The sequence below is a fragment of the Photobacterium sp. WH24 genome (assembly GCF_019204055.1).
GTDB lineage: Bacteria > Pseudomonadota > Gammaproteobacteria > Enterobacterales > Vibrionaceae > Photobacterium > Photobacterium arenosum.
This window is the reverse complement of the sequence record NZ_JAGSOZ010000001.1, coordinates 658,498-672,463: the sequence shown is the minus strand read 5'-3', so window position 1 is coordinate 672,463 and position 13,966 is coordinate 658,498. Positions and strand designations below refer to the sequence as shown.

The 13,966-nt window shown below is 52.3% G+C and carries 11 protein-coding genes; 6 read left to right on the top strand and 5 right to left on the bottom strand.

Going from position 1 to position 13,966, the window contains the following annotated elements; genetic code table 11:
- The gene (locus KCG43_RS02945) at positions 1-2,292 is read right to left on the bottom strand and encodes a DNA internalization-related competence protein ComEC/Rec2 (protein ID WP_255557843.1); all 2,292 of its coding nucleotides are present in this window, start codon (positions 2,290-2,292) and stop codon (positions 1-3) included.
- 53 nt (positions 2,293-2,345) lie between these two features.
- Between KCG43_RS02945 and KCG43_RS02940 the strand changes: the two genes are divergently transcribed.
- On the top strand, positions 2,346-2,855 hold the full coding sequence (locus KCG43_RS02940) for a DUF2062 domain-containing protein (RefSeq protein ID WP_192017518.1): 510 nt from the start codon (positions 2,346-2,348) through the stop codon (positions 2,853-2,855).
- 210 nt (positions 2,856-3,065) lie between these two features.
- Here KCG43_RS02940 and lolE read toward each other — a convergent pair whose 3' ends face one another.
- Genes lolE through lolC form a run of 3 tightly spaced genes read right to left on the bottom strand, consistent with a single transcriptional unit; the run spans position 3,066 to position 6,194 of the window.
- Entirely contained in the window at positions 3,066-4,310 is a 1,245-nt protein-coding gene (lolE, locus tag KCG43_RS02935; protein WP_218383318.1) for a lipoprotein-releasing ABC transporter permease subunit LolE, read from the bottom strand.
- A complete protein-coding gene (gene lolD / locus KCG43_RS02930) occupies positions 4,307-4,996 on the bottom strand; it encodes a lipoprotein-releasing ABC transporter ATP-binding protein LolD (RefSeq protein WP_218383169.1) in 690 nt (229 codons plus the stop codon). Before lolD ends, lolE begins: the two co-directional genes overlap by 4 nt.
- A complete protein-coding gene (gene lolC, locus KCG43_RS02925) occupies positions 4,989-6,194 on the bottom strand; it encodes a lipoprotein-releasing ABC transporter permease subunit LolC (RefSeq protein WP_218383316.1) in 1,206 nt (401 codons plus the stop codon). Before lolC ends, lolD begins: the two co-directional genes overlap by 8 nt.
- A 188-nt stretch (positions 6,195-6,382) precedes the next feature.
- Between lolC and KCG43_RS02920 the strand changes: the two genes are divergently transcribed.
- From KCG43_RS02920 to KCG43_RS02900, 5 genes are all read left to right on the top strand, one after another.
- Entirely contained in the window at positions 6,383-6,958 is a 576-nt protein-coding gene (locus KCG43_RS02920) for a PilZ domain-containing protein (protein ID WP_218383168.1), read from the top strand.
- A gap of 2 nt (positions 6,959-6,960) precedes the next feature.
- Entirely contained in the window at positions 6,961-10,416 is a 3,456-nt protein-coding gene (gene mfd, locus KCG43_RS02915; protein WP_218383167.1) for a transcription-repair coupling factor, read from the top strand.
- A gap of 28 nt (positions 10,417-10,444) precedes the next feature.
- Entirely contained in the window at positions 10,445-11,266 is an 822-nt protein-coding gene (locus KCG43_RS02910) for a peptidoglycan binding protein CsiV (RefSeq protein WP_192017522.1), read from the top strand.
- A gap of 59 nt (positions 11,267-11,325) precedes the next feature.
- Positions 11,326-11,898, top strand: a complete 573-nt coding sequence (locus KCG43_RS02905) for a GNAT family N-acetyltransferase (protein ID WP_218383166.1) — start codon at positions 11,326-11,328, stop codon at positions 11,896-11,898.
- A gap of 69 nt (positions 11,899-11,967) precedes the next feature.
- On the top strand, positions 11,968-12,441 hold the full coding sequence (locus KCG43_RS02900) for an FKBP-type peptidyl-prolyl cis-trans isomerase (RefSeq protein ID WP_218383164.1): 474 nt from the start codon (positions 11,968-11,970) through the stop codon (positions 12,439-12,441).
- 112 nt (positions 12,442-12,553) lie between these two features.
- On the opposite strand, the gene KCG43_RS02895 is transcribed toward KCG43_RS02900, so the two are convergent.
- Positions 12,554-13,843 carry an NAD(P)/FAD-dependent oxidoreductase gene (locus KCG43_RS02895; protein ID WP_192017525.1) on the bottom strand — a complete coding sequence of 430 codons (1,290 nt, stop codon included), beginning with the start codon at positions 13,841-13,843 and terminating at the stop codon, positions 12,554-12,556.
- Between the last annotated feature and the right edge of the window lie 123 nt (positions 13,844-13,966).

Sequence of the window (13,966 nt, the reverse complement as noted above, 5' to 3'; positions counted from 1 at the left end):
TCACGGCCTGAAAAGCGGTTGATACCAGTGTCGCTGGCTGTCTTTGCGATAGCGTGTGACCACCACTTCGCCCTGTTCAATACGCATGCTGACCTGGCCGTCTTCGGCCGTCTCCAGCCAGTGCAAACCCTGCATCAGGTAACGATGCTTTACCTGCTCAGCCGGTAAAGCCCAGGGGCTGTATTTACCAGCAGAGACTAAGGCGTATGTCGCCTGCAACGAATCTAACCAGGTCTGAGTGGATGATGAGTTACTGCCGTGATGAGGCACCAGCAATATATCCGCTTTCAGATCCGGCTCCAGCCTGGCGAGCAGCAATTCCGAAATGGCATCAATGTCACCGGTTAACAACAGCGATGTGTCCGATTCCGGGTTTAGCCACTGGTCACTCACCTGTATCACGCAGGAATGCGGATTGGCGGCTTTTGTTACCCTTTTCGGCGGCCAGAGCACCTTGAAGGTCAATCCCTGCCAGCGCCATAAACGTCCGCGTACACAAGGTGCAAAGCCCTCGCGCTTGTCACTGCTGCGCAGCCAGGCCGGATTCAGACGTGCTGTCACATCTGAAGTCCCGCCAGCATGATCGGCATCTGCATGGCTGAGAATAAGACCGTCCAGATGACGAATGCCCTGTCGTCTCAATACCGGCTCAATAACCGAGAGAGCCATGCTCCCGCCCGGCCAGCTATTTCCGGTATCGTAAAGCACAGCTCTGCCCTGTCGCTGAATCAGTATTGCCAGCCCATGTCCGACATCCAGCATATCGACCTGCCAGCTGTCAGGATCAAGCGTTTGGGACTTGCTCCAGTCACTGACTCCCCACAGCGCCAGTACCAGACTCACTTGCAGAGACAAAAAGCGTCGCCAGGGCAGAAGCCAGCACAGCACAATACCCGTCACCATGGCCAGCAGGACGATAAACAGACTTTCAGACAGTGGCCACCAGGCACCTTCCGCCAGACTTGCCAGAGCGATAACCGGATGCAGAGACCAGTCGGCTAACTGCCAGAACACACCTGAGAGACCGGGCACAGTGATAGTGACCACGGCCAGCAAGACACAAGGTACAGTCACCAGACTGACCCAGGGCACCGCGAGTAAATTAATCAGCGGCGCTGCCAGCGAGATCCCGCCAAACCAGACCCACTGCAACGGCAGCATTAACCCCAGCAGTGCCAGTTGCAGCAGCACATAAACACGGACTGTCTCGCGCCATGGCACTCGGACCTGCTCAGCCTGCTTTCGTCGCCGGATACCGCCAGTATTGGCCAGATACAAAACCAGCACAGCACCAAATGACAACCACAATCCGGCCGAGTAAGACGCCAGCGGATTGAGTATCAGACAACTGGCCAGTATCACAGACCACAATTGCAGTCCGCTCCACACTACACCGCAACGAATCATCAGCAGACACAAGACCGATGTCAGTAAAGCGCGCTGAGTGGGAATACTGAATCCGGCCAGCCAGGCATAGCCATACGCCAGCAATAATGCCAGCCAGAAGGGTAACCAGAGCCAATACCCGGACTCAGGCAAGGCACCCCGTACCCGACTTCCGATACCCCATCCAATCACCACAACCAGTCCGATATGCAGGCCGGATATCGCCATGAGGTGAGCCAGTCCGCTGTCGCGAAGTATCGACCAGTCATCCTGATCTAAACCGTCTCTCTCGCCAAAACCGAGCGCTAACAGATAGGCCCGGTAGGTGAAACCGTCTGTTTGCTGCACCGCGCGATCAAACCAGCGCTGACGCAAACTCATAGTGCCATTTTGCGACAACAAGGTACCGGCAATGACTGTCCCTGTACCATGGATACCGCTCCCCACCGCGTAACGTTCGGCATCAAATCCTGCGGCATTTGCCCGTCCGTTGGGGCGACGAACCCTGATATCCAATTGATACCGTTGCCCTTGTTTCAGATCCGTCACCGCCGGCCAGTCAAGCAATAAACGGATCGCATCTTTTCGCAGAAGATCGCGTTCCTTCACACTCTCTGCAACAAAAATGAATCGCTTATCAAGAATATTATGATTAATTAGGCTGCGAACTTCGCCAACTATGGTAATATTCCCGCGCTCATGAGGAAGGCTATTGACTGCCTTGCTATAGTCAACAGCAGTTACCCAAGCCCAGAGCCCACCTATTGCGATCGCAAGAAACAAGTTGATACGCAAACAGAAAAATATCGCTCCACCTATAATCATGGCTGTAATAAACCATTTGTAGTCTGGTAAGGATTGCCAGTAGTGAAGTGACAAAACGCCAATGGATAAACCGGCTGTCATCTGAAACATCATGACAACCTGACGCTAACAGCCATTAAAAATAACGACAGACGATGCCAAGACAACTGATAAAACGTTTCTTGCCCAGCCCAGAGATGATTAAAAACCACAAGGCTTTGAAAGTTTTTGGTACTGTGCTGCATAACCCTAACCTGTGGTGTCTGAACCGCCGGTCTGCCTCTGGTGCATTCGCGGTGGGACTGTTTATGGCATACGTCCCCTTACCCAGCCAGATGATCATGGCTGCAGGGTTAGCCATCCTGTTTGGCGTCAATCTGCCGCTCTCCATTTCTCTGGTGTGGATTACCAATCCAATCACTATGCCGGTCATGTTCTACGCGGCATACAAGCTCGGAGCATGGCTGATGAACGTGCCCTATCAGCCTTTCCATTTCGAACTGTCCTGGGCCTTCCTTGAGCAGCAGATGAGCCAGATTGGCCCGCCGTTTCTGCTGGGCTGTTTAGTCTGCGGGACGATTTGCGCATTGATTGGTTACTTCGGTATTCGTGGATTCTGGCGTTATTCTGTTGTCCGCAGCTGGAACCGCCGCCGCTTCCGGTGACAATCACTCCAGAAATAAGCACCTAAGATTAACCATAAAAAAACCTCGCCAATGCGAGGTTTTTTTATAACGTATTTTGACGGGGTGCAGAAAAACACTGTCTGTTTGGAAGCCAGGTATTATCGATTACCCACTTTGCGTCATTGGCATCAATGCTTTTTCGGCCTGATTCACAGAGCTACGCCAATATAAGCGCCAATTTACCGACATTTATTTTGCACTTAATACCTGCGCTGGCTGGAGTGCACTCGCCCTGCGAGCCGGATACCAGGTTGCCAGCAGGCTCAGCACAATGGCTGTCACCATCACGATCAGCACATCATGCCATCTCAGCTCTGTAGGCAGAAAATCCACAAAGTAAATATCCCCTGATAAAAACGGATGACCAATCAGTTTTTCCACAAAACGTGCTATCGAAGTCAGGTTCAGTGCAACCGAGGCCCCGAGAACAGCTCCAAGCAGGCTGCCAATCAGGCCAGACAGTAAGCCATGCCAGACAAAGATCATTTTAACCAGACGATCACTTGCGCCCATGGTTCGCAAAATAGCGATATCTGCCGCTCTGTCTTTCACAGCCATCATCAGTGTTGAAACAATATTAAAGCAGGCGACCCCAATCACCAGTACCATCACCAGATACATAATAGTACGCACCAGTTGGATATCACGATAAAGATAGCCATACTTCTGGGTCCAGCTTTTTAAGTAGACATACACAGGTAAGGTATATCCGACTTCTTTCACTATATTTGTGGCATCAAGCACCTTGTCCACATTGAGCGAAATACCTGAAACCCCGTCACCCATGGCAAGGTAATCCTGGGCATCTTGCAGAGGTACTAAAGCAAAGTTATGGTCAATCTGACCGCCCAGCGCCAGCACGCCGGCAACCTGCAGACGAATGCGCTTCGGGGCTTTGAGCTGATTTCCGCTATCACGGTTTGGCAACATCGCAGAGATCCAGTCACCCACCTGTATCCCGAGCAGATCCGCGACTCCCTGACCAAGAATAATGTGTTTCTGACCCGCCTGAAAATCTCGCCACGCACCGTCTTTAACATAGCCAGGCAAGGCGCTGACCCGGGTTTCCTGAACAGGATCGACCCCTCTGACTTCAACCGCTTTAAGCTGCGTGCCTTTTTCAAGCAAGGCGGTAAATTGCACATAAGGCGCCGCCGCTTTGACTCTGGGGTGCTTTTCAACGGTTTCCAGAACAGGTTGCCAATCCGTAAATGGTGGTTTCACTGCTTCCAGTTCACCGTGGGGGATCACCGCCAGTACCCGGTTTTGCAACTCACGCTCAAAGCCATTCATTGCCGACAGGCCAATCACAATAACCGCCACGCCCACTGCGATCCCGAGAATGGAGGAGATTGAGATAAAAGAAACCAGTCGGTTCCGCTGCCGGGCCCGGCTAAAGCGGCTGCCGATAAAAAGAGACAGTGGTCGCATCAGGCCACCTCTAAGGCCGCCAACCGGCCATCCTGCATATGCAGGCAACGATCAAGCTTGCCAGCCAGTTCATTATCATGCGTTACAACCAAAAAAGCGGTGCCGGATTCCTGATTCAGTTTGCGCATCAGATCGTAAATTTCCAACGCGGTTTTATGATCCAGATTCCCGGTCGGCTCATCCGCCAGTACCAGGGCCGGCTTATTCACCAGTGCCCGGGCAATGGCGACCCGCTGACGCTCGCCGCCACTGAGCTCTGATGGCCTGTGGCTATATCGGTGGCTCAAGCCCACCTGGTCCAGAATCTGTCTGGCCTGCTCTTTGGCTGCCGCGGCGGATACACCGCCAATCATTAAGGGCATAGCGACATTTTCTTCCGCTGAGAAATCAGACAGTAAATGGTGAAACTGATAGACAAAACCTATGTCCTGATTGCGAACTCTGGCCTGTTTATTGGCACTCATGCCATTGAGTTTCTGGCCTTTGAAGTACACATCACCTGCCGTCGGCGCATCCAGCGCCCCCAGCAAATGCAGCAAAGTGCTTTTGCCCGATCCCGATGATCCCACAATCGCCACCAGTTCCCCGGCTTCTATTTGCAGGCTGATATCATTCAGTACCTGGGTTTCCAATTGGGCTTCACGGTACACCTTACTCAGATGCTGGCATACCAATAACGAATCACTCATAACGCAAGGCCTCAGCAGGACGGACAGCCGCCGCCCGATAAGAAGGGAAAAGGGTCGCCAGTAAACTCAGACAAATCGCCCCGATAATCACGATGGCAACCTGAAATGGCTTCACATCGACAGGTAACGAACCGCCTAAGCTCGCCAGATCAACGCCCAGCAGCGACAAAATACCATTAATATTCAACGCCAGCAGGGTGCCAAGTATGCCACCAGCCACTGCACCTATCACACCACTGCTGGCTCCCTGCACAATAAAGGTCAGCAATACCTGCTGACTGGTCATTCCCTGTGTTTTCAAAATAGCGACTTCGGCCTGCTTTTCCATCACCACCATGATCAGGGCCGAAATGATGTTAAAAGCCGCGACGCCAACCACCAGACCCAGCATCAGCCCCATCATGTTCTTTTCCATTTTCACCGCCTGAAACAGCTCACCGCGCTGATCCCGCCAGTCCGACCAACTGAAGCCATCGGGCAGATCAGACTGAGCAAGTTCTGTGACACTAAACGGATCATCCAGAAATAAACGCCAGCCGGTGAACGCGTCGGGTTTGTAGCGTAACAGACGTCCTGCATCTGCGATGTTGGTTAACACCAGCGATTTATCGACATCAGAACCGGTGAAATAGATGCCAGACACAATAAAATTGCGCTGACTGGGAATACGCCCCAGAGGGGTATAGACGCTGACGCTGGTCACCATCAGGCGGACTTTATCCCCGACTTTGACTCCGAGTTGCTGCGCCATGCCGTTACCGAGAATGACCCGGTAACTGCCCGGTGTCAGATCAGCAACCTGCCCTTGCACCATATGCGCAGCCAGCGGTTCATAGCCTTCAGGCTCTATGCCCAGCATGGCTCCGGCCGCCAGCGCACCTGCACTTTGCAACACGGCCTCAGCACGGGTTAACGGCACCGCCCGGTTGACCTGAGGTAAGGCAGACAGCGCAGCAGGCGGCGCATCAGGCTGGGTAAAAGGGCCATCCTGAGTAATCAGTGCCTGCGGCAACACACCCAGAATGCGGTCTTTGAGCTGCTGCTCAAAACCGTTCATCACAGAAATGACAATAACCAGCGCAAGCACACCTATGGTGATACCTGCGGTAGACATTGCAGAGACAAAGCGGCTGAAACGGTCACCCGAACGGCCTTTCAGATAGCGCAGCCCAATAAAAATAGGCAATGGATGAAACATCATTCAGTCTGGAACCATCCTGTTAACAGTGGTCGAAAGCATACCTGCTGCTGGCTGTGATTACCATGCAACTTGGTCAATCTCATGCAAAAAGAGTGGCTAAAAATCAACCTGTTGAGACCTCTAACTTGCCCGTTAGCCGATGCTAAGTGATAATCGAAGAATAGTTAACAAATCACGAGTGTGACATGAATCAGGACGAGTACTTTTCAGTCCATGCAGGGCTTACCATTAATGTTGAACCTTTAGGGGAACATGCTGTGCTGCCCGATGACGCCGAATTTCTGCGGGAAATTCCCCCTCTGTTTCGTGTTGCCAGTGAATGTAGCGAACTGGAAGGCAGTGCAGAAAAAATGCTGCAGCAGGATAAAAAGACAATGAACCGGCCACTGCTGGATTATCTGGCGGCGCAGAACAATAAGATAAATCTGCTGCTCTCATTTGTGCTTTCACAGCAAGATGATCCAACCCTGCGTCATACCACGCAAACTTTCGGGGCCAGCCAGCTGACTTATCTGGCAGAGCGGCCGCTTGAGATTGGTTGCCAGGTTCGCCTTAAACTGTTTCTTGATAATCCTCCTGCAGCCGTGTATTGCTATGCCAGTGTCAGTGATTGCCAGGCCAGTGAAGATAAGTTTGACATCACACTGCAGTACACCAGACTGCAGGAAGACGACAGGGATTTACTCATTCGTGCAGCTTTGCACATCCAACAAAAACTGCTGCGTCAACGTGCGCTGCAACGAAACGAAAGTCAATCATAGTCATGACAACACACACGCTATTTTCTCTTCCATTGCCGAACAAAGCTGGCGACAAGCGCTTTGTGGGAAATGTCTCCGGTGCCGCCTTGGCGGTTGCCATTGCCGAACTGACGAAAAGCCATACAGGCCCGGTGCTGGCTGTGGTGCCGGATACGCAGACGGCATTGCGTTTACAGCCTGAAATCAGCCAGTTCTCTCAGGCCGAGGTCAATATTTTCCCCGACTGGGAAACCCTGCCTTATGACAGTTTTTCGCCGCATCAGGACATCATTTCTGATCGCCTGGCCCGTTTATATCAACTGCCGACTCAGCAGGATGGTGTGCTGCTGGTTCCTGTCAGTACCTTGTTACAGCGCCTGACACCGCGTAGCTTTATTCATCAGCACGCTCTGCTGGTCAGCAAAGGTGATCGCCTGTCGCTGGAGAAGTTACGCCTGCAGCTTGAAGCCGCCGGTTACCGCCATGTCGATCAGGTAATGGAACACGGTGAGTACGCCAGCCGCGGCTCACTACTTGATCTCTTCCCAATGGGAAACAATGAGCCCTTCCGGATTGATTTCTTTGATGACGAAGTGGATTCGATTCGTCAATTCGACCCGGAGTCGCAACTGTCGACCGGCGAGATCGACAATATTCACCTGCTGCCCGCGCACGAGTTTCCAACAGATGAAGTGGCCGTGGAAAACTTCCGCATGCGCTGGCGTGAGCAATTCGAAGCCCGCCGGGAGCCAGAGTCCATCTATCAGCAGGTCAGCAAGCGCACCTGGCCGGCAGGGATTGAATACTGGCAGCCGCTGTTTTTCGACAATACAGATACTTTGTTTGATTATCTGCCAGATAACACGCTGTTACTGACCATAGGCGATCTGGACAACGCAGCGGAACATTTTCTGCACGATGCCGAATACCGTTTTCAGGAGCGCCGTGTCGACCCGCTGCGCCCGCTTCTCGAACCTAAAGCTCTGTGGCTGACAACCGCAGAAATGTTCAGCGGATTTAAAACTCTGCCGCAAGTCAAACTGAACAAAGCCCTGGAAGAAGACAAAGCCGGCCGGTTCAACCCGGCCATTTCGCCTGTGCCGACGCTGACCATCAATCATCAGTTGAAAGAGCCCTTATCGGCACTGCGTCAGTTTCAGGAAAGCTTCACCGGAAAAATCATCTTTTCCGTTGCCAGTGAAGGCCGCCGCGAAGCCTTGCTGGACTTGCTTGCCCGGATAAAACTGCGCCCTATGGTCTGTCACAGCCTTGAAGAGGCCATGGCAGCCGCCAGTCAGTACACTCTGGTGATTGGGGCCGCAGAACAGGGTTTTATCCTCGATGAACCGGCTCTGGCTTTCATCTGTGAAAGTGATCTGCTGGGTGAGCGTGTTATTCAGCGCCGTCGCCGTGAGGACAAGCGCGCTGTCAGCTCAGATACCATTATCCGAAATCTGGCAGAGCTGAAAATTGGCCAGCCTGTGGTCCACCTTAACCATGGCATAGGCCGCTATCAGGGCTTGCAGACCCTCGAAGCCGGCGGCATTACCACTGAGTACGTCACCCTGGAATATCAGGGCGGGGCGAAACTCTATGTCCCCGTGGCATCCCTGCACCTTATCAGCCGCTATTCGGGCGGGGCAGAAGAAGCCGCCCCTATCCATAAACTGGGCAGTGAAAGCTGGCAAAAAGCCCGCAACAAAGCGGCAGAAAAAGTCCGTGATGTGGCGGCAGAGCTTCTGGATGTTTACGCCAAGCGTGAGCTGAAACCGGGTTTCAAATTTAAACTCGACCGCGAAGCCTATGCCGATTTCTGTACCGGATTCCCGTTCGAAGAAACTCACGATCAGGCTATGGCCATCAATGCCGTGCTGTCGGATATGTGCCAGGCCAAAGCCATGGATCGCCTTGTGTGTGGTGATGTCGGTTTCGGTAAAACCGAAGTCGCAATGCGTGCAGCCTTTGTGGCAGTCGATAACAGCAAGCAAGTCACAGTGCTGGTACCAACCACTTTGCTCGCACAGCAGCATTTTGAAAATTTCCGCGACCGCTTTGCCAACACCCCGGTACGTGTGGAAGTGCTGTCCCGTTTCAAAACAGCAAAAGAACAAAAAGTGATTATGGAAGATGTCGCTAAGGGAAAAATTGATATCCTGATCGGCACGCACAAGCTGCTCAACGCCGAAGTGAAGTATCAGGATCTCGGCCTGCTGATTGTCGATGAGGAGCACCGCTTCGGCGTCCGCCAGAAAGAAAAACTGAAATCGCTGCGCGCAGACGTCGACATTCTCACGCTCACCGCTACCCCGATTCCGCGTACGCTGAATATGGCAATGAGCGGCATGCGCGATCTGTCTATTATCGCGACCCCGCCTGCCCGGCGTCTGGCGATCAAAACCTTCGTTCGCGAGCGTGAAGACCTGATCATCCGTGAAGCCGTATTGCGTGAAATTATGCGCGGCGGGCAAGTGTATTTCCTGCACAACGACGTAGAAAGCATCGAAAAAACGGCGCAGGATCTGGCCGTTCTGATTCCTGAAGCGCGTATTACTACTGCCCATGGGCAGATGCGCGAACGTGAGCTGGAAAGAGTCATGAGCGACTTTTACCATCAGCGTTTTAACCTGCTGGTCTGCACGACTATCATAGAAACCGGAATTGACGTCCCGACAGCAAACACCATAGTTATCAACCGGGCTGACCATCTTGGTCTGGCCCAGTTACATCAACTGCGTGGTCGCGTTGGCCGTTCGCACCACCAGGCCTATGCGTATCTGCTGACCCCGCATCCCAAGCGTATGACCAAAGACGCCGTGAAGCGCCTGGAGGCCATCGCGTCACTGGAAGATCTGGGCGCAGGCTTTACACTGGCGACACACGATCTCGAAATACGCGGCGCCGGCGAACTGCTGGGCGATGAACAATCGGGCCAGATCCAGTCGGTTGGTTTTACGCTGTTCATGGAAATGCTGGAACAGGCAGTAGAAGCACTCAAAGCCGGCAAAGAGCCGTCGTTGGATGACCTGCTGCGCGAGCAGACTGAAGTTGAACTGCGATTACCGGCGCTGCTGCCGGAAGATTACATCCCGGATATCAATACGCGACTGTCCCTGTATAAACGTATTGCCAGTGCCGGCAATGAAGACGCCCTTGACGAGTTAAAAGTGGAGCTGATTGACCGCTTTGGCCTGTTGCCGGATGCCGCTGCGAACCTGTTAACGCTCAATAAGCTGAAGCTGAAAGCAGCAAATCTGGGACTTCGTCGCATAGAAGCCGGAGAGAAAGGCGGTTATTTCGAATTTACTGAAAATGCTGCCATTGACCCCGGTTTCCTGGTCGGTCTGTTACAATCACAGCCACAGCGATTCAGAATGGATGGTCCGACCAAGCTGAAGGTCACGGCAACACTGACGGACCGCCGTGAGCGCATCAAGTATGTTGACGGCTTCCTAACACAATTAGCTGAAAACACCCTATAATGGCTGCATACCAGTGCGGAGTATAACCTTGAAAAATCTGATTTATTTGCTGCTGCTTGCCATCAGCCTGCCAAGTTTCGCAGCACGACAATTTGACATTGAAGTCATTATCTTCAAGCGAAATATTGATCCGGGGCAAACGGCTGAATCCTGGCCGGATCAGGCAGAGCCTCTGAATTACAGTGGCACAGTGCGACTGAACAATATGGCGCAACTGGCAAACAGAGGCATTACGCCTATGCCGGCAAGCCGATTTAAGCTGAGCGAACAGTATCAGCGCCTGAAGAGTCATGCCGGTTTCGCCCCACTTGCTCACTTTGGCTGGCGGCAAGGGGATCTCAGCAAAGCACAGGCACCGACTTTTCACTTAACCGCTGGCCGGGATTTCTCAGGTCAGTTTCTGCAAGACGGCACCTCTAAAGCTGAAGCTGCGCGCCATGGCCTGAACAGCAGCGAAATGACAGCACCGCCCAGCTTTGATCTTGCTTCCGGTGAAGTCACGCAAGCAGAGCCTTCTCCGGCAGCGAGTAAGCCGCTGTATGAGCTTGAAGGGAAAATTCAGGTCTATGTGAATCACTTTCTTTTCACCAATACCCAGTTGGATTTACGTGAGCCTGGCCGCCGTGAAGTGGTTGTCGGCACCGAGCCATTAGACAGCCTGGATCCAAACCAGAGCGGCACGGTTCAGTACGGACAGCTGCAGGAAGTGAAAAAGAAAATAGAGGTTGAAGAATTCCTCAAAGCATTCCGCTTTGACCAGCAGCGTAAAATGCGAAGCGGTGAAACCCATTACCTTGATCACCCGCTGATGGGAATGGTAGTACAAATCCGCCGCCTTGATTCAGAATAACAGCTTTTGCGAGGGGCCATCCGGCCCCTTTTTCCGTTTACTGTCTGCAGGAATCACCGATGAAGCTGGACTTCATACTCACCACTCCCCGCCTTTACCTGCGACCCTACAAAATTGCGGATGTTGACGACAACCTGTCCGCAGTACTGGAATCGCAGCCGGATTTAAAGCCCTGGGTCGAATGGTGTCATGATGGCTATGACCAACAGGATGCACACGCCTGGCTGTCGGCTTCTCAGATGAACTGGAAAATCGACAATGGCTACGAACTGGCAATTTTTACCCGCCGTGACGACAAATTTTTAGGTACTGTGTGTCTGAATAATCTGTCTCAGCTGACCAATTCTGCTGAATTGGGTTACTGGATACGAAGCAGTTGCCATCGTCAGGGGTATGCGACAGAAGCGATTGTCGCTCTGGCGCGTTTTGCGTTTGATACGCTGGCACTGACCCGGCTGGAAATCGTGGTACACATCACCAATACACCCAGCCAGAAAACAGCTGAACGCACAGGCGCCCTGTTCGAATCTCTGAGCCGGAACCGGATTTACACACATGGCAAAGCTTGCGATGGCATGGTCTACTCACTGATCCCGCAGGACTTGGCACCTAAACGCAACCGGATAGGCTAAGATAGCCACATAACCTCGGGTTACTTGGCTATATTCATCAAAGACAATACAAAAAAGGTAGGAATATCAGTGTTTAAAATTATTCTCGCGATCATTATCATCGGCTTGGTGATTTTCTTCTTTCAACGCAGCCAGAACAATAAGCAGCTGGCAGTTCAAAATGCAGAAGAAGGCCAAGCCTTCCTTGAAGCCAATAAAAACCAGGATGGGGTTAAAACCACAGCCTCAGGCTTGCAATATACTGTGCTGAAATCAGGCACGGGAACGGAGCACCCCAAGGCATCGGACAAGGTGACTGTCCACTACCACGGTACCCTGATTGACGGCACTGTGTTTGATAGCTCTGTTGAGCGCGGTGAGCCGATCGCTTTCAACCTCAATCAGGTGATCAAAGGCTGGACAGAAGGACTTCAGCTGATGGTTGAAGGGGAAAAAGTACGTTTATTTATCCCGGCTGAACTGGCGTATGGTAACCGCTCTATGGGTAAAATCGGTCCCGGATCTGTGTTGATTTTCGATGTCGAATTATTAAAAATCAATTGATAGCCAAACCATCACCACCGCCCGTGACAGGTGCGGTTAGAGATAACAAAAAACCGCCGTTTCAGGCGGTTTTTTGTATGAGTGCCAGCTCCAAGTGTCTGACACAATAGTCTTAGTGTAGCTTGAGGTTGGGACGCAGCACGCGGTTAATTCGTCCAACCAGCATCATCAGGCTGGTCTTGAAGAAACCGTGCAGCGCAATATGGTGCATCCGGTACAACGAAATATACATCACGCGGGCAATACGGCCCTCAATCATCATCGACCCTTTGGTCAGGTTACCCATCAGGCTCCCGACGGTAGAAAAACGACTCAGGGAAACCAGCGAACCATGATCCACAAAGACATAAGGCTTCTGCGCACGATCTGTCAGCTTAGCGACGATATTTGAAAAGCAGCGGCTGGCCATCTGATGAGCCGACTGTGCCCGAGGCGGAACCAGAGTACCGTCCTTCTGCGTACAGGCAGCCAGATCCCCAATCACATAAATATCATCGTCACGGGTGGTCTGTAGCGTGTCTTTCACCACCAGCTGGTTAATACGGTTCGTTTCCAGTCCCGCAATGTCTTTGATAAAATCCGGGGCTTTAATACCCGCTGCCCAAACCATCAGTTTGGCCGGAATATGCTGACCGTCTTTGGTTGTCAGGCCGGTTTCATCCGCTTTAACCACCATGGTTGCCGTGTGTACTTTTACGCCCAGCTTAGTCAGCTCGGTATGCGCAGCAGCTGAAATGCGAGGCGGCAACGCAGGCAAAATACGCTCACCGGCTTCAATCAGGTTGACGTTCAGTCGGGAACTGTCCAGATCACCAAAGCCGTACAAACGCAGCTCTTTCACGGCATTATGCAGCTCCGCGGACAATTCCACTCCGGTAGCACCCGCACCGACAATAGCGATATCAACCGTTTTCTGCTCTTTGTGTGCATGCAGCTTCAGAAACTGGTTATTCATTTCAGTTCTGAATTTATGTGCCTGCGCCGGACTGTCCAGGAAAATACAATGCTCTCGCACCCCGGGTGTATTGAAGTCATTACATTTCGAGCCGATAGCCAGAACCAGAATATCGTATTCAATCTCGCGCTCGGGGATCAGCAGTTCATCGTGCTCATCGTAAAGCGGATGCAATGTGATGCTTTTGCGATCGCGGTCTATGTCTTTCAGCGCACCCAATTGGAAATCGAAATGATGATTTTTGGCATGCGCACGGTAGCTCAATGCGTCAACGCCCTCATCCAGCGAGCCGGTCGCCACTTCATGTAACAGTGGTTTCCACAGATGACTGCTGTTTTTGTCTACCAGGGTAACGTTTGCCTTTCGTTTACGGCCTAAGGTGCGCCCTAGTTTGGTGGCCAATTCCAGGCCCCCGGCACCGCCTCCAACTACGATGATTCTCGTCACAGTCTTTTTCCTCTAGTTTTTATAAATCTTGCACAAACCGGCAGGGACATTGCCCTGCCAGGTAAAAATTCTGACTGACGTAGAGTTGGGCAGAGGATCGTTTCAATCCGTCTGCGGAGGGAG

Coding starts and splice junctions, on each gene's coding strand:
- KCG43_RS02945 (WP_255557843.1), bottom strand. CDS start 2,292: ATGACAGCCGGTTTATCCATTGGCGTTTTGTCACTTCACTACTGGCAA.
- lolC (WP_218383316.1), bottom strand. CDS start 6,194: ATGTTTCATCCATTGCCTATTTTTATTGGGCTGCGCTATCTGAAAGGC.
- mfd (WP_218383167.1), top strand. CDS start 6,961: ATGACAACACACACGCTATTTTCTCTTCCATTGCCGAACAAAGCTGGC.
- KCG43_RS02905 (WP_218383166.1), top strand. CDS start 11,326: ATGAAGCTGGACTTCATACTCACCACTCCCCGCCTTTACCTGCGACCC.
- KCG43_RS02940 (WP_192017518.1), top strand. CDS start 2,346: ATGCCAAGACAACTGATAAAACGTTTCTTGCCCAGCCCAGAGATGATT.
- KCG43_RS02920 (WP_218383168.1), top strand. CDS start 6,383: ATGAATCAGGACGAGTACTTTTCAGTCCATGCAGGGCTTACCATTAAT.
- lolD (WP_218383169.1), bottom strand. CDS start 4,996: ATGAGTGATTCGTTATTGGTATGCCAGCATCTGAGTAAGGTGTACCGT.